This window comes from Halegenticoccus soli, from assembly GCF_002844195.1.
Taxonomy (GTDB): Archaea; Halobacteriota; Halobacteria; order Halobacteriales; family Haloferacaceae; genus Halegenticoccus; species Halegenticoccus soli.
The window spans coordinates 562,788-582,635 of the sequence record NZ_PEND01000002.1 but is presented as its reverse complement, the minus strand read 5'-3'; the positions used below and the strand labels follow the sequence as shown (position 1 = coordinate 582,635).

Genomic DNA, 19,848 nt, shown 5'->3' with positions numbered 1-19,848 from the left:
CCGGTCGGCCCAACAGTTATTTCCAACGCGGCGAACTCACGCCCATGCGACGGAGATCATTCGTCCGGAGAGCCGGCCTCGCCGCCGTGGCGAACGCGACCGCGGGGGCGGTCGCGGGCTGCCTCGACGTCGCCGAGAGCGGCGGACCGACGTACCGAAACCCCGTCTTCGAGCCGATCCTCGCGGATCCGACCGCGATCCGGGCGTCGGACGGGACGTTCTACGCCTACGGAACCGAGGACGACTGGCGGGACGGCGAGGGACCGCGGCTGGTCCCGGTCGTCCGGTCCGAGAATCTCGTCGACTGGGAGTACGTCGGCGAGGCCTTCGACTCCCGCCCCTCGTGGAAGGAGGACGGCGCGATCTGGGCGCCGTGCGTCGTCCGTCGCGGCGGACGGTACCTCCTCTACTACTCGATCTCGACGTGGGGGGACGAGAACCCCGGGATCGGCCTCGCGACCGCCGACCGCCCGGCGGGCCCGTTCCGCGACCGCGGGAAGCTGTTCACGAGCGACGAGATCGGCGTGGAGAACTCGATCGATCCGTACTTCTACGTCCACGAGGGGACGCCGTTCCTCTTCTGGGGGAGCTTCCACGGCGTGTACGGGGCGGAACTCTCCCCCGACGGCGCGGAGGCGGTCGGCGACCCGTTCCGGATCGCGGGGGATCGGTTCGAGGCGACCTGCATCCACGAGCGCGGCGGGTACTACTACTTCTTCGGCTCCGCGGGAACGTGCTGCGAGGGGCCGCTGAGCACCTACCGGGTCGAGGTCGGTCGGGCCGAGTCGTTCGACGGGCCGTACTTGAACGGGCAGGGGAGGGACCTGCGCGACTTCGGCGGGGAACTCGTCCTGGAGGAGAACGACGAGTTCGTCGGCCCCGGACACAACTCGCTGGTCGTCGACGACGCGGGGACGGAGTGGCTCGTCTACCACGCCTACGAGCGCGGCGACGAGTGGATCGACTCTGTCCCGCGGCGGTGCCTGATGATCGACCCGCTGTCGTGGGAAGAGGGGTGGCCGACGGTCGAGGGGCGCTCGCCGAGTTCAGAGCGCGCCGGCCCGGTCATCGACGGCTGACGCGTCGACGACCGGATCCGTGATCCGTAACGAACGATCACGTCCCTGGTCGATCATGAGAAATCCTTTTATACACCCGATCATATGGTTGGGAGCGTATGCCACGCGGAACCAGAGCGGAAAGCACGGTGAAGAGGCGGCGGTTTATTCGAACGATCGGAGTCGGCGGAGCGGTCGGGCTCGCGGGGTGCCTCGGCGGACTCGGCGGCGGGGGTGGCGGTGGCGGCGGTTCCGGCGGCGGCTCCGGGAAGATCGAGTACTGGACGCTGTTCGGCGGGGGCGACGGCGACGCCATGGAGAAGATGGTCGACCAGTTCAACGAGGAACACGACGTCCAGATCAACCGCCAGCGGCTGCCGTGGGACCAGTACTACGACAAACTGTATACCGCGCTTACGGGCGGAAACCCGCCGGACCTGGCGGTCGTCCACACGTCCCAGCTGGAGGCGTACAAGGACGTCCTCCAGCCGCTCGGCGATCTCATCGACTCGGAGACGAAGTCCGCGTACGTCGATTCGATCTGGAGCACGACCGAACTGGACGGCGACCGGCTCGCGCTGCCGCTCGACACCCACCCGGCCGGGTTCTACTACAACAAGGACATCTTCGAGGAGGCGGGGTTGGACCCCGAATCGCCGCCTTCGACCCCGGACGCGTTCAAACGGGCGTGCGATACGATCGCCAGCGAGACCGACAAGCTGGCGTTCGGACCGACCGCGTACGGCCCCCACGAGCTCATCCGGACGTACCTCATGTTCCTCCGGCAGGACGGAGGACAGCTGCTGAACGACGACAGGACGAAGGCGGCGTTCGACAACGAGACCGGCGTCGGCGTCGCGGAGTACCTCGCGAACGTGAGCGGCGAGTGGGGATGGGACGAGCCGAAGATAGCCGACAACCGGTGGGAGAAGGCGTTCTACGCGGGCGACCTCGCCATCCTCCAGAACGGGACGTGGTTCTACGGCCCCGCCGCCGACCAGGACTTCGGGTTCGGCATGTTCAAGCCGTTCGTCTACCCCGGCGGCGGGCAGAAGTACACGTGGGCGGACAGCCACACGCTGGCGATCCCGCGCAATCCGAAGCGCGGCGGGGAAACCCAGCAGGCCGCACTGAAAGCGGCAACCTGGCTCACGCAAAAACCCGGCACCTGGGGAACTGACGCCGGCCACCTGCCCGCGAGCAAGTCCATCCTCGAGTCCGACGAGCTCCGCAACGCGGACGTGTGGGACAAGACGCTGAACACCTTCTACGAGATGGCGCAGGACGACCAGCTCGCGTACGTTCCCAGAACCGAATCGGTCAGCGAGTACCAGGAGCCCATCGCGAAGAACCTCGCCGAGATCTACTCGCAGAACGTCTCGCCGCAGGAGGGGATCGAGAAGGCGGCGCAAGGGGTCAACTCGGCGCTCCAGTGAGCATGTCTGTCGGGAACCGCCTCTCCAGACAGCTCTCCCGCGTCAGAGAGAACACCGACGCGGTGCGCGACCGCCAGGCGATCGAGGGAATCCTGTTCGCGCTCCCGTACCTGCTGGTGTTCTCGATCTTCCTCCTGTATCCCCTGCTGAAGGGACTCTACATGAGCCTGTTCGACTGGAACGCCATCTACCCGTCCGAGTCCGAGTTCGTCCTGCTCGACAACTACGTCCGGATGATGAACGATCCGCTCTTCTGGGTGGCGGTGAAGAACACGGTGTACTTCGTGGTACTGACCGTCCCGACGCTCGTGATCCTCGGACTGCTGCTGGCGCTCGGCGTCAACAGGCAGATCAAGGGGCGGAAGTTCCTCCGGGCGGTCTTCTTCAGCCCGTACATCCTGACCGTCTCGGTGGTGGCGCTCATCTGGATCGAGATGTACGCCCCGCAGTACGGCGTGTTCAACTACTACATCGAACTCGCGCTCGGCAGCGCCCCGAACTGGCTGAACTCGCACCTCTTCGCGATGCCCGCCCTCGCGCTCACCACGATCTGGTGGACCCTCGGGTTCAACTTCGTCATCCTGCTCTCGGCGCGCCAGGGCGTGCCGGAGCGGCTGTACGAGGCCGCGCGACTCGACGGCGCGAGCAGCTGGAACGCGTTCAAGGACATCACGCTCCCGCAGATGAAACCGGCGCTGCTCTTCGTCACCGTTGTGCAGTTCATCGCCTCGTTCCAGATCTTCGGGCAGCCGTTCATCATGACCGGCGGCGGCCCGGGAAACACCACGGAGACGGTCGTCATGTACCTCTACAAGGCGGCGTTCAACCAGCACGAGTTCGGCTACGCGGCGGCGGTCGGCTACTTCCTGTTCGTCGTCCTCGTCGGAGTGTCGCTCGTCAACTACCGGCTCGCGGGGGGTCCCGATGAGTGACGAAACCGGCGTCGGCCGGGAGGGGAGGCGCTTCCTCGACGTCGAATCGCTGCGGACCGCCGGGTTGTACGTCGGCCTGTACGGCGTGGCGTTCCTGTTCCTGCTGCCGTACCTGTGGATGCTCTCTCTGTCGGTCAAACCCAGAGACGAAATGTTCTCGAAGGTCCCCCACTGGATCCCCTCGGAGGTCACCTTCGACTGGTACGCGTTCGTCCTCTCCGAGTCGATGCTCGCCAGGTGGATGCTGAACACGTTCGCCATCGCGGGCGCGACGACGGTCCTGGTGCTCGTCATCGACTCGCTGATCGCCTTCTCGCTCACGCGGCTCGACTGGCCCGGACAGCGGATCGTGCTCAGCGTCATCATCGCGAGCTTCATGGTGCCGGCGTACGTGAACATCGTCCCGCTCTACACGCTCGTCGCGGATCTGGGGCTGGTCAGCAGCTTCGCGGGCGTCATCCTCCCGCTCACGGCGGGACCGCTCGGCGTGTTCCTCCTCGTCCAGTTCTTCAGGGACTTCCCGGACGAGATCGAGGAGGCCGCGCGGCTCGACGGGTTCTCGACGTTCCAGATCTACTCCCGCCTGATGCTCCCGCTGATGAAGTCGCCGCTGACGGCGCTGGCGCTGTTCACGTTCGTGACGAGCTGGAACCAGTTCCTGTGGCCGCTGATCGTCCTCCAGTCGGAGGCGTCCTACACGCTCCCCATCGGGCTGGTCACGCTGTCGAGCAGCCAGGTGTTCCAGCCGGGGCTGATGATGGCCGCGACGATGCTCGCGTCGCTCCCGCTGTTCGTGGTGTTCCTCCTCCTGCAGGACTACCTGATCAGCGCGGTCAGAATCCAGGGGACGACGGGATGAGTTCGAGAGCCGACTCGGACGACCGAATGAGTTCGAACACGGACTCGGACGCCGAGACGCTCCGCGGGGCCGTCGAGCGCGCGGCCGGCTTCGTCTACGGGAACGCCCTCCCGCTCGTCGGGCTGAGCCTCGCGTGGTCCGTCGCGTCCGCGCCGCTCGTCACGATCGGTCCGGCGACGCTCGGCGCGTACGCCGCGATCGACTCGCTGCGCGAGACGGGGCGGATCGATCGGCGGGCGGTCGCGACCGCGGTCCGGCGGGGGGGCGTCCACGCGGCGGCGCTGAGTGCGCTGCCGGCCCTGCTCGGCGCGATCAGTCTCGTCTACGCGCTCGAATTCGCGGCGACAGGCGGGACGCTCGTCGGGGTTCTCGCGGTCGCCGCGGCCTACGCGGCGGTGTACGCGGTACTCGTGTTGATCCCCGCGTTCGTCTCGCTCAGCCGCGGCGAGTCCCCGACCGCCGCGCTCCGGACGGGGTGGACGTGGACGGCGGCGCACCCGACGCTCACGCTGACGACCGGCCTCTTCACCCTCTGTCTGCTCGTCGGAACCGCAGTTCTGACGGTCGCGTTCGTCGCCTGCTTCCCCGCGCTGGCGTTCTCACTCCACGTCGAACTGTTCTCCTCGCCCGCTTCGGCGGACGAGGAGCAGTCGACCGCACAGCCTCGCCGAACGACGAGACGATCACGATCCACCAACGTGCACGAAAGACCGACGGTACGAACCGAACACGAGCGGAAGGACAGTGCGAACCGAACATGACCGGAAGGACAGTACGACCCGAACATGAGTAGGAGACAGCGACTCGAACGGAACGAACGCCGATCGCCCCGCAGCCTGAACGGGCGCTGGGAGTTCAGCGTCGACCCCGACGGCGCGGGCGAAGCCGACGGGTGGCACCGCCCCGGAGCGTCGTGGCCCTCCGAGACGAGGGACGTCTCCGTTCCGCACGCCTGGCAGGAGCTGGACGGGCTCCGCGACTACGCCGGGATCGCGTGGTACCGGCGAACGTTCGACGCGGCGGACGCGCCGGGCGCCCGTCGCTACCTCCGGTTCGGCGCGGTGGACTACGAGGCGACCGTCTGGCTGAACGGGACGCGCCTCGGGGAGCACCGCGACGGGTACCTCCCCTTCGAGTTCGACGCGACCGACGCGCTGCGAGACGGGGAGAACGTCCTCGTCGTCCGCGTCGTCGACCCGGAGGACCTCTCCGAGATCCCGCACGGAAAGCAGGGCGAGCCGTGGTACACCCGCGTGAGCGGGATCTGGCAGGACGTCTCGCTCGAAACGCGACCCGAGACGCACGTCGTGTCGATCCGCGCGACGCCCGACCTGACCGACGACGCGGTCGAGATCGAGGCGTCGGTCCGAACGTCCGACGGCGTCGACCCGCGGGACGTCGACGCCGCCGTGATCGTCGAGCGCGAGGGCGCGGAAGTCGCGCGGAACGCGGCGACCCCCGGCTCGGACGGGACCGCGACGGCGACGGTGAACCTCGACGATCCGGACTACTGGACGCCCGAGACCCCGGCGCTCTACGACGTCCGCGTCGTCCTCGAAGCCGACGGGGAGACCGTCGACGAGGCGCGCGATTACTTCGGGATGCGGAGCGTCGACGCCGAGGGCGGGCGGCTGTACCTGAACGGGGAGCCGCTGTACGTCCGCGGGGCGCTCGATCAGGCGTACTACCCGGACACCCTCTACCGGCCGTTCGACGATGACCTGTTCGAGCGGGAGATCCGGACCGCGAAGGAACTCGGATTCAACCTCCTTCGCAAGCACATCAAGCCCGCCCACCCGGACTTTCTCGAACTGGCGGACCGCCTCGGCATCCTCGTCTGGGAGGAGCCCGCGAACCCGTCCGTGTGCACCGAGCGTTCGAAGGCGGCGGTCAGAGACCAGATACGCGGCCTGATCGAGCGCGACTACAACCGCCCGAGCGTCGTCGTCTGGAGCCTCTACAACGAGGAGTGGGGAATCGGTAACCCGCAGGGACTCGCCGAGGAGACCTCGCTCTGGGAGGACGAAGAAAAGCAGGCGTACCTCGCCGAACTGTACGAGGAGGCGAAGGGGTGGGATCCGACGCGGCTGGTCTGCGACAACTCCGGGTGGGCGCACGTCGCGACGGACCTCAACGACTACCACCGCTACTTCGTCGCCCCCGACCGGGCCGATGCGTGGAGCGACGACCTCGACCGCATCGTCGCCGCGCCGGAGGACAACTACGGGGCGACCGAAACCGACCCGGGGGACGCGCCGATCCTCGTCTCGGAGTTCGGCACGTGGGGGCTGTGCGACGTCCCCGCGATCGAGGAGCGCTACGGCGGCGATCCGCCGTGGTTCTCGCACGACTTCCTCGACGAGCAGCTCAAGCGCCCGGAGGGCGTCGAAGAGCGGTTCGAGTCGACCGACCTCTCCGCGGTCTTCGGCGACTTCGACGCCCTCGCCGAGACGTGGCAGGGCCGCGAGTTCGTCTCGATCAAGCGCGTGATCGAGGAGATGCGAGCGCGAGAGGGGATCGCGGGGTACGTCCTCACCGAGTTCAGCGACATCGAGTGGGAGTTCAACGGGATCCTCGACTACTTCAGAGAGGAGAAATCGTTCCACGACGAGTTCGCCTCGGTGAACGGCGCGCTCGCGGTGCGGCTCGACCCCCGGCGACGCGCGACCTGGGCGGGCGAAAGCCTGTCCGTCGACGCCGCCGTCTTCAACGACACCGGCGAGCCCCTGTCCGGGACGCTCACCCTGTCCGCGTTCGGCGCGACCGAGTCGCGCGAGGTCGACGTCGACGGCTTCGGCGCGACGCGGGTCGACAGCGCGTTCCGGATCGACGTTCCCGACGCGCCGGCGGCCCGTATCGAGGAGGTCGAACTCGAACTCGACGCGCCGGCGGCGTCCGCGAAGACCGCGGAGGCGGTCGCCGTCGTCCCTCGGGCCGAGGCCGAAGTCGAAGCCGACGCGAAGGCGGTCTACGCGGACTCGTCCCGCCTCGCCGACCGCCTCGGCGAGTTCGGGTACCCCGTCGCGGCGTCGCCGGCGGACGCGGACGTCGCGGTCGTGTCGACGCTCTCCGAGCGGATCGAAGAGCACGTCCGGGCCGGAAAGCCGGCGGTACTCGTCCCGAACGAGGAGGGCCACATGGAGCCGACCGACGCGGTCGAGTACCGAGAGCTTCCGGAGACCGAGAGCTGGAACCTCGTCGCCTCGCTGTTCTACCACGACAGCGAACTGCTGGACGGGATCTCCGTCGACCGTCGACCCGGCTGGGCGTTCGAGGGGCTCTACCCGTACGAAGTCGCGACGGGCTTCGGCGGCGACGAGTCGATCGAAGTCGGCTACGTCGAGGGGTGGCTGGCCAACTGGTCGAGCCCCCTCGTCCGCGCGGACGTCGGCGACGGCCCGCTCCGGATCTGTACCTTCCGAGTCACGGAACGGTACGGGGACCAGCCCGTCGGAACGCTACTGCTGAATCGGCTGATCAACGACCTCTGACAACCAACACATGAGAATCACCGACTACGAGCTGTACGAGGTGCCGCCGCGGTGGCTGTTCCTCCGCATCGAGACCAGCGACGGCCTCGTCGGCTGGGGCGAACCGGTCGTCGAAGGGCGCGCGAAAACCGTCCGGGCGGCCGTCGAGGAACTGATGGAGACGTACCTCCTCGGGGCGGATCCCCTCCGGATCCAGGACCACTGGCAGACGATGTACCGCGGGGGCTTCTACCGCGGCGGCCCCGTCCTCATGAGCGCCATCGCCGGCGTCGACCAGGCGCTCTGGGACATCAAGGGCAAACACTACGGCGCGCCGGTCTACGAACTGCTCGGCGGTCGAGCCCGCGACCGAATCCGCGTCTACCAGTGGATCGGCGGCGACCGCCCCGCGGGCGTCGCGGACGCCGCCCGGGAGAAGGTGGAGGAGGGGTTCACGGCGCTGAAGATGAACGCCACCTCCGAGATCCGGCGCGTGGATTCGCCGGCGGCGGTACGGGAGGCGGTCGATCGCCTCCGCGCGATTCGAGAGACGGTCGGCCCGGAGGTCGACGTGGGCGTCGACTTCCACGGCCGGGTGACGAAACCCATGGCCAAGCGGCTGGCGGCGGCGCTCGAACCGTACGAACCGATGTTCTTCGAGGAACCCCTGCTCCCCGAGCACAACGACGCGCTCTCAGCGATCGCGGCGCACACGTCGATCCCCATCGCCACCGGCGAGCGCATGTACTCCCGCTGGGACTTCAAGCAGGTGTTCGAGAGCGGCGCCGTCGACGTGATCCAGCCCGACCTCTCGCACGCCGGCGGGATCACCGAAGTGCAGAAGATTGCGGCGATGGCCGAAGCGTACGACGTCGCGCTCGCGCCCCACTGCCCGCTCGGCCCCATCGCCCTCGCGTCGTGTCTGCAGGTGGACGCGGTGTCGCAGAACGCGTTCATCCAGGAGCAGAGCCTCGACATCCACTACAACGAGACGAGCGACGTGCTCGATTACCTCGCCGATCCGAGCGTGTTCGAGTACCGGGACGGCTTCGTCGACCTGCCGACGGGTCCGGGGCTGGGGATCGAGATCGACGCGGAGCACGTCCGCGAGCGGGCGGGCCGCGTCGACTGGCACAACCCGGTCTGGCGGCACTCCGACGGGAGCGTCGCGGAATGGTGACGGGAATTCGAAGAGAGGGCGGTGACGAGAACGGGGCGGCTGGCCCCGTCCGCTCGGCGTCCGCCGGCAGCGCCTCCCGGTTCGACCGCCCGGAGGGGCGATGACCGACGGCGAGCACCCGCGGCGGTTGACCGACACGGTCGCCGTCGTCACCGGGTCGACGAAGGGCATCGGGGCCGGAATCGCCCGTCGACTCGCCCGCGAGGGGGCGAGCGTCGTCGTGACGGGGCGCACCGGGGCCGACGGTCGAGCGATCGCCGACGAGATCCGCGACGCGGGCGGCGACGCGGTCTTCGTCCGGGCCGACATGCGCGAACCCGCGGACGTCGAAACCCTCGTCGAGGCGACGGTCGAGGAGTACGGCCGGGTCGACGCGCTCGTCAACAACGCCGGCGTCCAGACGGAGACGACGGCGACCGAGGCGACGATCGAGGACTGGAACTTCGTCGTGGAGACGGACTTCCGGTCCTTCTGGCTCTGTGCGAAACACGCCGTCGAGCACATGCCGCCGGGCGGCGCGATCGTCAACACGTCCTCGAACCACGCCTTCCTGACGACGCCCGGACTGTTCCCCTACAACGCGATCAAGGCGGGGATCAACGGCATGACGCGGGCGATGGCGCTCGAACTCGGGCCGCGCGGGATCCGCGTGAACACCGTCAACCCGGGGTGGATCGAGGTCGAGCGGACCCGAGAGGAACTGGGCCACGACGACCGCGACCGGATCGAGGAGATGCACCCGGTCGGCCGCATCGGAACCCCCGAGGACGTCGCCGCCGCGACCGCGTTCCTCGTCAGCGACGAGGCGTCGTTCGTCACCGGGGCGAGCCTCCTCGTCGACGGGGGCCGAACCGCGGTCATGCAGGACCACACCTTCGTCGAGTACAGGCGGAACCGCTGACGCGACGGCGCGCTGGAACGGCCCGGTGACGGACCGGCGATGGATCGGAACCAGCGCGGAGACGGCTCAGAGACGGCTCGAAGACGGCCCCACAGCCCGTTCGGAGACGACTCGGTGACGCTTCCGACGACGATCAACCGCGCCGGCCGACCGCGCCGACGGTCGCGACCCGCCGCGCGCCGCGAACGCCGAACCGTTGCAGAACGCTTTACTCCTCCGGGCGAGACCGGACGTCCGAATCAATGTCGACATCGAGCGCGCGCACGCTAGAACGGATCGCGGACGGCGGCGTCGTCGCCATCGTCCGGGGGATAGACGCTGACGACGCCGTCGAGGTCGTCCGGGCGCTCGCAGCCGGTGGGATTCGGACGGTCGAGATCACGGCCGACACGCCCGGCGTCGTCGAGATGCTCCGAGCGGTCGACGAGGAAGTCGGCGACGAGGTCCTGCTCGGCGTCGGCACGGTGCTGGACGCGGAAACCGCCCGAACGGCGATGCTCGCCGGAGCCGAGTTCGTCATCACGCCCACGCTGGACGAAGGCGTCGTCGAGGCGTGCAACCGGTACGGAACGCTCGTCGCGCCGGGCGTCTTCACGCCGACCGAAGCCCTGAACGCCTACGCCGCCGGGGCGGACGTCGTGAAGGTGTTCCCGGCGTCGACCGGGGGGCCGGCCCACGTCAAGAGCATCAAGGGACCGCTCCCGCAGATCCCGGTGATGCCGACCGGCGGCGTCGGTCTGGAGAACGTCGGCGCATACGTCGACGCGGGCGCTGACGCCGTCGGGGTGGGAAGCTCCCTCGTCGACCGGCAGGCGATCGCCGACCGCGACTTCGAGCGGCTCACCGAAACGGCGGAGCGATTTCTCGAAGCGATCGAACGGGCGAGAAATCGGTGAGGCCGACCGCCGGGTGTACGGCCCATTAGTCCAATTGGTACTGTTGGACAGTTGGGAGGGGAGCCGAGCGGAGGAGACGCTACTCGAATTTTCTAACTTATTTTTGAATTTTACCCCGATGGAACAGGAAATACCACGAAAAAGAACATATTTTCTCCAATATTGGAATCCATCCAATCGGGCGGTAGAGTGCGGACAAATATCGCTGTACAGTACCTGCGCCCGTAACTCGGCCGTCGCCGTCGGAACTCGATCGACGACCTCCACCCGAGCCCCGCGTGAGGGGTTCCCGGAACCGGCGTGCGAATCGACCGGTCCGAAAGGGTCGCTCGGGAGGCGGCCGTACAAAACTAATTCCCGGCGGTCCGTACGGGCCGGTATGGCAGACAAACGAGTACTCGTGGCGGTCAGCGACGACGACGAGCGGGCGCGCGTCCAGGCCGAGCTCGTCTCGGAGCTCTTCGCGCCGGAGCGCGTCGAGGTCGTCGTGCACCACAACTTCACCGAGAATCCTGAGGGGCGAGAGATCGGCGACGTGGGCGCGGTCCGTCGCGCCGAGGAGATCCTGGAGACGAACGGCTTCGCGGTGGAGCGCTTCGAGACGAGCGGAAAGTCGGCGTCGACGGCGATCCTCGACGCCGCCGGCGACAGGGACGCGGACCTCGTCTGCATCTACGCGCGGAAGCGGAGCCCGACGGGGAAGGTGCTCTTCGGCAGCGTCGCCCAGGACGTGATCCTCTCGTCGCCTCGGCCGGTGCTCATCGCCCCGCAGCCGTCCTTCCGAGCCGACTGACCGTCCGGAGCGCGGTGCGTCGATCTCGCGGATCGAAGCGACGATCCTCGCGGGCGGAACGGACCGGCCGTTTCGGACCCCGGCACCTCCCGCGCAATTATGCACTCGGCCACCGAGTAGTGCCGAAAATCGACGGGTAGCAGGGGTATCAGAGGGGTTTTGATGGACCGGTCAGAATCGATTTTATAACGCGGTCCGGAGATGCGCAGTGACCACGCCGGGCAGGATCACGGCGGTCTGACCGGTCTGTGGCACCGCACGGAGGGTTCAACATGAGCAAGTCGAAACCGGACACCGGCTGTCGAAACGACGGCGACGCGGCCGAGATCGTATTCACGGTCGACGGGGGGGACGACGAGAGCGCCCCCGAGCGGGCGATCATCGCCGACATCACGCGCGACGACGCGTGGGTCATGGTCGCCGAAGCCGACGCCCTGGAACTCTCCGAGTGGCGGTGATCCCGCCGGTCCGCCCGTCTGCGGATCCGAGTTCCGATCCGCGCGTCAGCCGACCGGGACGAGCAAGAGGGGAACGAGCGCGAGCGCGGCGATCCGTCCGACGAGCGAGCGAAACGAATCGGTTCGATCTCGTGCGCCGGCTCCGCTGTCCATCGGTGGTCGGTACGACGCCCAGAGGGTTAGTTCTCCGCGCCGGCCGTTAGCTGAATCGCGGTTCGGTGCCGCTAGATCCCGAGCACGAAGTCGATGTCCCGATCGGCATCGCGCGGGGCGCGGCGGGTCCTCGACGGCGTCCGGCCCGTTTATGAGCGCGATCCACCCCGGAAATCTGTCACGAATCCCGAACAGGCCGGAAGAAGGAATGGTCAGTCGAGGGAGACAGACGTCACAGGAGACGAGTCGGTCGTCACACTGGACATCCGACCGTTTTGAACCGCGAGACGGACCGTGCGCTACCGCCGTATATTGAATCTCGAAGACATTTACGGTCGAGACACCCATTTTGTTTCCTTTACGAATAGTTGTATCCGAATGTGACTAACAAAAACCGTACTATTTCTATATTTTCTGAAAAATCTATTTATGCCATCTGGCCGATCGTCCGTACGCAGGGACATACAGATGAAAGACACATCACGACGAGACGTACTGAAGGCGATCACGGTCGGAACGGTAGCGACCGTCGGAGTCGGAAGCGCCCCCGCGATGGGCGCCGGCTGTTCGACGGGCGAAGGACGCGGTCACGGGACGCTGTTCAGCGCCGGCGTCCTCTCCGGGGACCAGGAGGTCCCGCCGGTCGAGACGGACGCGACCGGGGCCGCGGTGTTCCGGTTCGCGGACCACGGCGAGGGGCCGCACCTCCACTACGCGCTTCTCGTCGCGCGGATCGAGAACGTCACGCAGGCGCACATCCACCTCGGCGAACGGGGCGAAAACGGCGACGTCGTCGCGTTCCTCTTCGGCGCGGAGGACGAGAACGGCGAGTTCGTCGGACCTCTCGAACAAGGGGTGACGGAGAACGGGATCCTCGCCGTCGGAAGCATCACCGCGGAGGATCTCGTCGGGCCGCTCGAAGGCGAAGACCTCGAAGCGCTCGCCGAGGAGATGAAGGCGGAGAACGCGTACGTCAACGTCCACACCGAACAGAACCCGCCGGGCGAGATCAGGGGCCAGATCGAGGCGGTCGACGAGGAGGAAGTAGCGTTCGAAGAGCGCGTCCAGGTGAAGGGGACGAAGGACGATCTGAAAGTCGTCGAACGGGTGAAGCTGAAAGTCGGCGGGGAGGAGGTCCTCCCGATGGACGACGGTCGGGACGGCGACGGAATGGATGACGACGGTGACGACGGTGCGGACGACGACGGCACCGCGGATCAGGGCAGCGGCGACGCCTGACGCGTCGGTGAGGGGCTGACGTCACCCCCGCGGTGACGTCCGCGGAGTCGCTTTCGGCTGGTATCGCCGAACCGGGACGGCGCCCGAGATTCGGACGGAACAGGCGCGTCGCTGGACGAGCGGCGCTAGTTCGACGGCGTGCCGGGCGACGGTTCGAGGGCGAGTTCGTACCGGTGGATCCGTTCGGGGTCCGCGTCTGGGAAGCGCGCCTCTAGATCGTACGTGCCGCCGGTTTCGTACTCCCGGAGGAGGTCGATGTCGGATCCGCCGCGGACGTCGTGTCGGTGAAAGAGGGTCGCCCTGACGAGAAGGGGGCCCGAGAGCTTCTCCGCGTCGACGACTGCCACCGTCGCTCGGACGAGGAGAACGCCGTCCGCGACGAGCGCGGTCCGCTCGACGAACTCCGCGGCGTCGACGCCGAGGTCGTTCCGCAGCTCGTTTTCGAGAGAGAGCTCGCGGATCGGTTCGTCGGTGGTCCGGACGGTCGTCGCGACGCCGGAGTCGGTCGTTTCGTTCGCCTCCGACCGCTCGCCGGAGAGGCCGGAGCAGCCCGCGAGCGCGACGGTCCCTCCCGTCGCGGCGACGGTTTGTCTCAAGAAGGCGCGTCGAGTCGTGCTCATGGAGATTTCCGGGGGAATGGAGCTACGGCGCGCCGGGGTGCCGCCCGAGTCGCGTCGTAGTCACCGGTGGTGATCCGAGCAGCGGTAAGTACTTTCGGGCTCCGACGGCGGCGACCACGCGCCACAGACGTTTTGCCTGCGCGCGGCGGAGGGGGTATGTGGCCAGTTCGACGCTCCTCACGGCGCTCGTCGGCATCGCGGTGAGCCTGCTCGTGAGCTACCTCGTCTGGGCGTACTTCGACACGCTGGCACTGTTTCTCTTCGTCCCGTTCGTGCCGTTTCTGTTCCGGTCGCGGCGGTCGTCAGTCCCGGTCAGGCGCTGTCCGGTCTGCGGCTTTCGGACCGCGAACCCGGAGTTCACCCACTGCCCCCGCGACGGGACCGAGCTGAGACCGGACCGATCCGAGTGAACTCACGCCTCCGGGCGGCGTTCCCGGTCGCCGGTGCGCCGCATCGCGCGCTGGATGGACAGCTCGGCGATGTTTCCGCCGTACTCGGCGGTGCGCCGGACGCTGTCGAACAGGAGGCCGAAAAAGTGCGCCCGGCCGACCGACTCGTGATCGTACAGGTCGCGGTGGAGCTCGTCCAGTTCGCCGACGAGCGCGTCGACCTCTCCCAGCGCGTCGTACGCGTCCGAGATGTCGGCGTCGGCGAGGACGACGTCCGCGGCCGTGTCGACGACGCGCTGTGCGCGCCCCGCCGCCGAGGAGAACGCCTCCGCCAGCGGATCCGCGGGCGCGTCCGGCCGGGTGTGAGCGAGGCGGGCGATCTTCTCCGCGTGATCCGCGACGCGTTCGAACTGCCGCGCGACGGCGTAGTACTCGAACAGTTCGGCGCGGGAGTTGCCCAGCCGTTCGACCTCCTGTAAGTCGGAGAGCCCGCGCCGGAAGTGCCGCGTGATCATCGCGAAGAGCTTGTCCGCCTCGTCGTCCCGGCGGACGACCTGCCGCGCGAGGGCGGGGTCGTTGTCGACGACCGCGCGGACGGCGTCGCGGTGCATCGCGAGCATGATGAGTCGCAGCCTGAGCGCGCTCTTCCTGATGGAGACGTTGTCCGCGGTGATGAGGTTCTCCAGGACGAGCGTCGTCTCGGTCGTCTCGAGCACCTCGAACCCGCTGAAGCGGCCGGTGAGATCGCGGATCATCCGGCGGCGGTCCGCGGAGTGGCCCGTCGCGTCCACGAGCGCGAGCCGGTCGAAGCCGACCACGTACATCGCCTCGATCGTCTCCCGGAGCGCGTCGTCGTCGTACCGGCGGACGTCGAGGCGGACCGTTCGCTCGGCGGCGTCCCGGCGGTCGTCCGACTCGATGAGGAGCGACCCGTCCCCCTCCGGATGAAGGTAGAGCAGGGACCCCGAGTCGATCCCCTGCTCCTGCGCCCAGGACTTCGGGAGCGAGACGGTGTAGGTGGTGCCCCCCGACAGTTGCACCTTTCGCGTCTCCATAGTCGTCTGATGCAGTTCGGGGTTCGGGCTTAACGGTTGATATGAGCGGACCGTACCGCTATATACGACCACGGAGCGGGATTCGCTCTCTCGGAGCGGTTCCCCGCCCTCGAAACCGAGACGCGACGGGGCGACCGCCCGCGCGGAGCGCGCCGCGTTCACCTCGCGCGGGGAGGGCGAGGGCGTCCTCCCCCCGACGGTCCGCGAAGTGGCTACGTACTAGTCCGGACAGTCCGTTGGGTAGCACTATCCCGGGAGGCCCCGCACGGCGGCGTATGACTTGGCACGCGCCGACGGACGAACGCGTGGACGGCCGCGTCATGACGCTCGCGCGGGTCATCGAGACGATCGACCGGACGGCCCCCGAGACGAAAGCCGAGGCCGCGGATCGACTGGGGCTCTCACAGCACTACCTCTCCGAGCTCTTACAGGAGCTGAAGGCGGACGGTATCGTCACCAAGGCGTACGTCGTCGACGACGAGCGGGTGTACGACCGGGCGCGATCGGTGTCGGAGCTGTGGAAGCAGGCCCGGCGGTCCGACGCGCCGAGCGGGAACGAGCTGCTGACGCTGCTTCGACGCCTCGACGACGTGACCTTCGACCAGTACGCGGCGACCGGGGCGACGTTCGCGGGAGAAGCGCCCGAACAGACGGCCGACAAGCTCGAACCGCTGGCGAACGAGCGGTACTCGACGGTGCTCGGGGAGCTCAAGTCGCTCACGGTGACGGTCGACTGGCCGGGTAACCGGGTCGCCGCCGACCTCGCGTCGATCGCGAAGAATCTGGATATCGTCGGCGATCGCGCGTGCTTCATCGCCGACGCGATCGCCGGAACGGAGGAGATGCCGGCGGGGACCGTTCACGATCGCGTACTCGAGATTTTCGAGGCGGGCGAGCGGATCCACCGCCACTTCCGCGCCGCGCTGTTCGAGTGCGACCTGGCGCGGATCGAGCAGCTGCACGCCGAGGAAAAGCGCGTTCACCGGGATCTCGCGGAGCTGTTCGAGCTCGCGACGGCGTACGACCCGGACACCTACGGCTACCTCGTCACCGTGACGCGCGCGCTCGAACGCGTCATCCACTACTGGGCGAACGCGGCGGAGTACGCCGTGCGGATCCACGCCGGCGTTGACCCCGGCCACGTCGAGATCTGAACCGGCGAAAATCGACGGATTCGGGCGGTAAACGGAGCGGTCAGTCGTCCGGGGGAGTCGCGGGCGCATCCCTCGCTCCCGCCGCCGGCTCGCCTCCGATCGCGGAGGAGAGCGCCCTTCGAGGCTACTTCAGAGCCGACTCCGCGATCTTTCGAGGCGTCTCGACGAGGATCCGCAGGAACCCTCGGGAGTCGGCCTCGCCCTTCTCGTCGTCGCGGAGGTACGATCGGAGCCGCTGGCTGAGCAGCTCGACGGTGCCCGACAGCAGGACGATGACGATGATGCAGGCCATCATCTCCGTGTAGTTGAACGTCCGCCGCTGGGTGTCCAACACCAGGCCGAGGCCGCCGGCACCGATGAGCCCCAGGGTGATCGCGACCCGGACGTTGTGCTCCAGGACGAACGCGATCCACGCGATGAACTGCCGGAACACCTGGCTCAGCATGCCGAAGGTGATCGTCTGGGACTTGTTCGCGCCCGTGCTTCGGACGCCCTCGATCGGGCCCGTCTCGATCTCCTCCAGCTCGTCGGTGAACAGCCGGCCGAGGTAGCCCGTCGTGTCGACGATGATGGCGAGCGTGCCGGTGAAGGGCGAGACGCCGCCGAGCGGGATGAAGATGAGCGCCCAGACGAGCGCGGGGATCGACCGGATCGTGCTCATCGTCAGCCGGAAGACGAAGTTGAACGGGTACGGGACGACCCGCTCGCTCGCGAGAACACCCAGCAACAGCGCGCCCGGGAGGCCGATCACCGTGCCGGCGAACGCGATGGAGACGGTCACGACCGACTGGTGGAACAGGTCCTCCGCGAGGATGAACGCCCAGTACTGCCGTACGTCGACGAACGGGATCCCGTAGTACGTCGTGGGCGGGAAGTAATCGCCGAGGGCGCGAACGAACTCGGGGAAGTACTGCACCAGCATACCGAGCGAGAACTCGGCCCGGTCGAGGCTGAAATCGAGCAGGATCGCGAGCGCGACGGCGGCGACGGCCGTCCAGAGCCGCCGCACGGTCTTGCGTCGCTTCAGCTCGGTGAGTTTTCTCTCGACCGCGGACTCTCCGAGGTCGGCGAGCCCGAAGTACTCGCGGATGCGGCCGGACGCGGACCTCGGCCGGGGACTCATGGCCGCACCCTTCGGTCCTCGACCGCGGGCGATCCGTCGACGGCGTGGCGCTCGGCGAGGGCCACCGTCTCGACGTCGCCGTAGAGGTCGTCGACGCGCTCCTGCGTGAGCTCGTCGCGTCCGATGTCGAAGGCGAGCCGGCCGTCCCGCAGCCCGACGAAGCGCTCGCCGAAGTGCGCCGCGACGTTGACCTGGTGGAGGCTCACGAGCGCGGTCGCCTCGTGGACGGTCGCCGCCTTCTTCAGGTAGCGCATCACGGTCTCCGCGCTCGCCGGATCGAGACTCGCCACGGGCTCGTCGGCGAGCAGCAGATCGGGATCCTGAACGAGCGCCCGGGCGATGCCGACGCGCTGCTGCTGACCGCCGCTCATCCGCGAGACGCGCTGGTGGGCCTCGTCCAGCAGACCGACCGTCTCCAGCGCCTCGAGGGCGCGGAGCTTGTCCGCCCGGTCGTTCCACTGAAAGAGACTCTCGATCAGCGTCGCGCGGTCCAGCGCCCCCGTGAGCGCGTTCAGGTACGCCGACACGCCCTCGACGAGGTTGTGCTGCTGGAAGATCATCCCGACGGTCGGTCGAGAGCCCGAAAGCGGCTCGCCGTCGAGGTAGATCTCGCCGGAGGTCGGTTCGGTCAGTCCGTTGATACACCGCAGCATCGTCGACTTCCCGGCGCCGGACTGGCCCAGCAGGACGACGAACTCGTCTTCGATCTCGAAGGAGACGTCCCGGAGCGCCGTCACGTCGCCGTAGGTCTTCGTCAGATTCTCTACCCGAAGCGTACTCATGGTGGGGTGGTCGATGGTTTCATGGTCGAAGTGAGCGGATCCGCCGTGGCCGCGTGGGAGCGGGACGGCACGCGCCGTTACCCGAGGTCGACGTCGAGAGCGTTGAGGCGCTTGATGACGGGCTGGTAGTCCGCTATCGACGTGTCCTTGAGGGTCGAGAACGGCAGCGTCGCGTCGTAGTCGTCCGGTTTGTACCTCTCCAGCTTCTCCTCGGTGCAGTCGTGCAGCGCCTTCTCGATCTTCCCCTTCGCGTCGGACTCCTAGCTCTTCCGGGCGTAGATCGGCTGCTTCGGGATCGGGAACGACCACCAGATCGGCTCGAAGATCGGCTCCTCGGTCGCGGCGTCATCGAGGTAGGCCGTCTTCTCCTTGACCCGATCGGGGACGTCGCTCGCCTCGACGTGGGGCATCCCGTTGCCGCCCCACGTACAGCAGGCGTCCGCGCGCTCGTTGGCGAGCATCTCGACCGCGAACTTGTGGTTCGACCACTCGCCCTCGAAGTCCACCGGCTCGCCGTCCGGCGCGTCGCCGATGTCGAGGCCCGCCTCCATCAGGGTGTAGCAGGCGAAGATCGAACCGCTCGTCGAGAGGCGGTCGGCGAAGGCGACCTTCTTCCCCTTGAGGTCGGTCCGCTTTTCGATACCCGAGCCTTGGTTGGTCAGCATCATCGAGAAGTACCACGCCGTCCCCCCGGTGACGGCCGTGCCGAACACGTCCATGAGGTCGGGGGAGGAGATCAGCGTGATGTCGTCCATCCCGATCTCGGCCTGTTTGCTTTCGAGCGCGGGCCGGATCGCCAAGTAGTCCGTCGGGACCCTGAACTCGATTTCGAGACCGTCGATCTCCCCCTCGAGGTAGTTGTGCACCGGCATGTAGTCGTTCTTCACGTCCGAGGGGTTCTCCGGCGTGAGGAGGATCGTGACCTCCTCCGCCGACGTGCCCCCGCCGAGGACGCCGGCACAGCCCGCCAGGGACGCGAGCGCCGCGGTTCCCGCCCCGACGAGGTACTTCCGCCGACCGGCGCGGGCGGCGGTCGCGTCGAACCCCCGCCCCCCGCCGGTTTCGGACGTGTCGGTTCCCCGTCCGGATGTCTCGGTGCCCCGAGCCGTCTCCGCGTTCTCCGTCGGATGCGACATGCAGGTTGCGCCAGGCGGGAGGGTCGATTAACAGTTGTCTGGGTAGAGTACAACTGGTCGCGTTCGGCCTCCGCCGGACGTCGTATCGCGCGACAGATACTTTTTCGCCCGTACTCGCTCGTTCGACCGGACGGTTCGCCGGGTCGGTCTCGATCGGTCCGTACCGGTCCGAACCGGCGGCGAGGGACGGGGGATCGCGCCGTACCCCGCGGAC

The 19,848-nt window shown here is 67.9% G+C and carries 19 protein-coding genes; 14 read left to right on the top strand and 5 right to left on the bottom strand.

Annotated features, from left to right (window positions below):
• Positions 1 to 44 precede the first annotated feature (44 nt).
• The 12 genes from CNO20_RS07930 (at position 45) to CNO20_RS07870 (ending at position 13,375) form a co-directional block, all read left to right on the top strand.
• A complete protein-coding gene (locus CNO20_RS07930) occupies positions 45 to 1,079 on the top strand; it encodes a family 43 glycosylhydrolase (protein WP_101295583.1) in 1,035 nt (344 codons plus the stop codon).
• 98 nt (positions 1,080 to 1,177) lie between these two features.
• Positions 1,178 to 2,494, top strand: a complete 1,317-nt coding sequence (locus CNO20_RS07920; protein ID WP_158237378.1) for an ABC transporter substrate-binding protein — start codon at positions 1,178 to 1,180, stop codon at positions 2,492 to 2,494.
• Positions 2,495 to 2,496: 2 nt separating this feature from the next.
• Complete coding sequence (locus tag CNO20_RS07915; RefSeq protein ID WP_101295581.1) at positions 2,497 to 3,426, top strand: carbohydrate ABC transporter permease; 930 nt, start codon at positions 2,497 to 2,499, stop codon at positions 3,424 to 3,426.
• Positions 3,419 to 4,285 (top strand): carbohydrate ABC transporter permease, encoded by an 867-nt coding sequence (locus CNO20_RS07910; protein ID WP_101295580.1) that lies wholly within the window; start codon positions 3,419 to 3,421, stop codon positions 4,283 to 4,285. The genes CNO20_RS07915 and CNO20_RS07910 overlap by 8 nt, the downstream gene beginning before the upstream one ends.
• Before the next feature lie 26 nt (positions 4,286 to 4,311).
• Complete coding sequence (locus tag CNO20_RS07905; RefSeq protein ID WP_143423162.1) at positions 4,312 to 5,046, top strand: hypothetical protein; 735 nt, start codon at positions 4,312 to 4,314, stop codon at positions 5,044 to 5,046.
• Positions 5,047 to 5,070: 24 nt separating this feature from the next.
• Positions 5,071 to 7,776: a glycoside hydrolase family 2 protein gene (locus CNO20_RS07900; protein ID WP_101295578.1), complete on the top strand. Its 2,706-nt coding sequence runs from the start codon at positions 5,071 to 5,073 to the stop codon at positions 7,774 to 7,776.
• 10 nt (positions 7,777 to 7,786) lie between these two features.
• Complete coding sequence (gene dgoD, locus CNO20_RS07895) at positions 7,787 to 8,935, top strand: galactonate dehydratase (protein WP_101295577.1); 1,149 nt, start codon at positions 7,787 to 7,789, stop codon at positions 8,933 to 8,935.
• A 100-nt stretch (positions 8,936 to 9,035) separates the two neighbouring features.
• Positions 9,036 to 9,836, top strand: a complete 801-nt coding sequence (locus CNO20_RS07890) for an SDR family NAD(P)-dependent oxidoreductase (RefSeq protein WP_101295576.1) — start codon at positions 9,036 to 9,038, stop codon at positions 9,834 to 9,836.
• 242 nt (positions 9,837 to 10,078) lie between these two features.
• Entirely contained in the window at positions 10,079 to 10,732 is a 654-nt protein-coding gene (locus CNO20_RS07885) for a bifunctional 4-hydroxy-2-oxoglutarate aldolase/2-dehydro-3-deoxy-phosphogluconate aldolase (RefSeq protein WP_101295575.1), read from the top strand.
• A 379-nt stretch (positions 10,733 to 11,111) separates the two neighbouring features.
• Complete coding sequence (locus tag CNO20_RS07880; RefSeq protein ID WP_101295574.1) at positions 11,112 to 11,525, top strand: universal stress protein; 414 nt, start codon at positions 11,112 to 11,114, stop codon at positions 11,523 to 11,525.
• A gap of 272 nt (positions 11,526 to 11,797) precedes the next feature.
• On the top strand, positions 11,798 to 11,983 hold the full coding sequence (locus CNO20_RS07875) for a DUF7556 family protein (RefSeq protein ID WP_101295573.1): 186 nt from the start codon (positions 11,798 to 11,800) through the stop codon (positions 11,981 to 11,983).
• A gap of 621 nt (positions 11,984 to 12,604) precedes the next feature.
• Positions 12,605 to 13,375 carry a CHRD domain-containing protein gene (locus CNO20_RS07870; protein WP_199174763.1) on the top strand — a complete coding sequence of 257 codons (771 nt, stop codon included), beginning with the start codon at positions 12,605 to 12,607 and terminating at the stop codon, positions 13,373 to 13,375.
• A 125-nt stretch (positions 13,376 to 13,500) separates the two neighbouring features.
• Here CNO20_RS07870 and CNO20_RS07865 read toward each other — a convergent pair whose 3' ends face one another.
• Complete coding sequence (locus CNO20_RS07865; RefSeq protein WP_101295572.1) at positions 13,501 to 13,995, bottom strand: hypothetical protein; 495 nt, start codon at positions 13,993 to 13,995, stop codon at positions 13,501 to 13,503.
• Between the two features lie 158 nt (positions 13,996 to 14,153).
• Between CNO20_RS07865 and CNO20_RS07860 the strand changes: the two genes are divergently transcribed.
• Positions 14,154 to 14,405 (top strand): hypothetical protein, encoded by a 252-nt coding sequence (locus CNO20_RS07860; RefSeq protein WP_101295571.1) that lies wholly within the window; start codon positions 14,154 to 14,156, stop codon positions 14,403 to 14,405.
• Between the two features lie 2 nt (positions 14,406 to 14,407).
• Here CNO20_RS07860 and CNO20_RS07855 read toward each other — a convergent pair whose 3' ends face one another.
• Positions 14,408 to 15,439, bottom strand: coding sequence for a phosphate uptake regulator PhoU (locus tag CNO20_RS07855; RefSeq protein WP_101295570.1), 1,032 nt, complete (start codon positions 15,437 to 15,439; stop codon positions 14,408 to 14,410).
• A 275-nt stretch (positions 15,440 to 15,714) separates the two neighbouring features.
• Between CNO20_RS07855 and CNO20_RS07850 the strand changes: the two genes are divergently transcribed.
• Positions 15,715 to 16,593: a MarR family transcriptional regulator gene (locus tag CNO20_RS07850; protein WP_101295569.1), complete on the top strand. Its 879-nt coding sequence runs from the start codon at positions 15,715 to 15,717 to the stop codon at positions 16,591 to 16,593.
• 124 nt (positions 16,594 to 16,717) lie between these two features.
• Here CNO20_RS07850 and phnE read toward each other — a convergent pair whose 3' ends face one another.
• The 3 genes from phnE to CNO20_RS07835 form a co-directional block, all read right to left on the bottom strand.
• Positions 16,718 to 17,716 (bottom strand): phosphonate ABC transporter, permease protein PhnE, encoded by a 999-nt coding sequence (phnE, locus tag CNO20_RS07845; RefSeq protein ID WP_101295568.1) that lies wholly within the window; start codon positions 17,714 to 17,716, stop codon positions 16,718 to 16,720.
• The gene (locus CNO20_RS07840) at positions 17,713 to 18,498 is read right to left on the bottom strand and encodes a phosphonate ABC transporter ATP-binding protein (protein ID WP_101295567.1); all 786 of its coding nucleotides are present in this window, start codon (positions 18,496 to 18,498) and stop codon (positions 17,713 to 17,715) included. The genes phnE and CNO20_RS07840 overlap by 4 nt, the downstream gene beginning before the upstream one ends.
• A 260-nt stretch (positions 18,499 to 18,758) precedes the next feature.
• Positions 18,759 to 19,634 (bottom strand): PhnD/SsuA/transferrin family substrate-binding protein, encoded by an 876-nt coding sequence (locus CNO20_RS07835; protein ID WP_199174762.1) that lies wholly within the window; start codon positions 19,632 to 19,634, stop codon positions 18,759 to 18,761.
• Between the last annotated feature and the right edge of the window lie 214 nt (positions 19,635 to 19,848).

What these genes read in the sequence shown, in the direction of transcription:
- CNO20_RS07920 (WP_158237378.1), top strand. Translation starts at nt 1,178, where the DNA reads ATGCCACGCGGAACCAGAGCGGAAAGCACGGTGAAGAGGCGGCGGTTT.
- CNO20_RS07850 (WP_101295569.1), top strand. Translation starts at nt 15,715, where the DNA reads ATGACTTGGCACGCGCCGACGGACGAACGCGTGGACGGCCGCGTCATG.
- CNO20_RS07875 (WP_101295573.1), top strand. Translation starts at nt 11,798, where the DNA reads ATGAGCAAGTCGAAACCGGACACCGGCTGTCGAAACGACGGCGACGCG.
- dgoD (WP_101295577.1), top strand. Translation starts at nt 7,787, where the DNA reads ATGAGAATCACCGACTACGAGCTGTACGAGGTGCCGCCGCGGTGGCTG.
- CNO20_RS07890 (WP_101295576.1), top strand. Translation starts at nt 9,036, where the DNA reads ATGACCGACGGCGAGCACCCGCGGCGGTTGACCGACACGGTCGCCGTC.
- CNO20_RS07840 (WP_101295567.1), bottom strand. Translation starts at nt 18,498, where the DNA reads ATGAGTACGCTTCGGGTAGAGAATCTGACGAAGACCTACGGCGACGTG.
- CNO20_RS07910 (WP_101295580.1), top strand. Translation starts at nt 3,419, where the DNA reads ATGAGTGACGAAACCGGCGTCGGCCGGGAGGGGAGGCGCTTCCTCGAC.
- CNO20_RS07865 (WP_101295572.1), bottom strand. Translation starts at nt 13,995, where the DNA reads ATGAGCACGACTCGACGCGCCTTCTTGAGACAAACCGTCGCCGCGACG.
- CNO20_RS07855 (WP_101295570.1), bottom strand. Translation starts at nt 15,439, where the DNA reads ATGGAGACGCGAAAGGTGCAACTGTCGGGGGGCACCACCTACACCGTC.
- CNO20_RS07870 (WP_199174763.1), top strand. Translation starts at nt 12,605, where the DNA reads ATGAAAGACACATCACGACGAGACGTACTGAAGGCGATCACGGTCGGA.
- CNO20_RS07900 (WP_101295578.1), top strand. Translation starts at nt 5,071, where the DNA reads ATGAGTAGGAGACAGCGACTCGAACGGAACGAACGCCGATCGCCCCGC.
- CNO20_RS07885 (WP_101295575.1), top strand. Translation starts at nt 10,079, where the DNA reads ATGTCGACATCGAGCGCGCGCACGCTAGAACGGATCGCGGACGGCGGC.
- CNO20_RS07915 (WP_101295581.1), top strand. Translation starts at nt 2,497, where the DNA reads ATGTCTGTCGGGAACCGCCTCTCCAGACAGCTCTCCCGCGTCAGAGAG.
- CNO20_RS07835 (WP_199174762.1), bottom strand. Translation starts at nt 19,634, where the DNA reads ATGTCGCATCCGACGGAGAACGCGGAGACGGCTCGGGGCACCGAGACA.
- phnE (WP_101295568.1), bottom strand. Translation starts at nt 17,716, where the DNA reads ATGAGTCCCCGGCCGAGGTCCGCGTCCGGCCGCATCCGCGAGTACTTC.
- CNO20_RS07905 (WP_143423162.1), top strand. Translation starts at nt 4,312, where the DNA reads ATGAGTTCGAACACGGACTCGGACGCCGAGACGCTCCGCGGGGCCGTC.
- CNO20_RS07930 (WP_101295583.1), top strand. Translation starts at nt 45, where the DNA reads ATGCGACGGAGATCATTCGTCCGGAGAGCCGGCCTCGCCGCCGTGGCG.
- CNO20_RS07880 (WP_101295574.1), top strand. Translation starts at nt 11,112, where the DNA reads ATGGCAGACAAACGAGTACTCGTGGCGGTCAGCGACGACGACGAGCGG.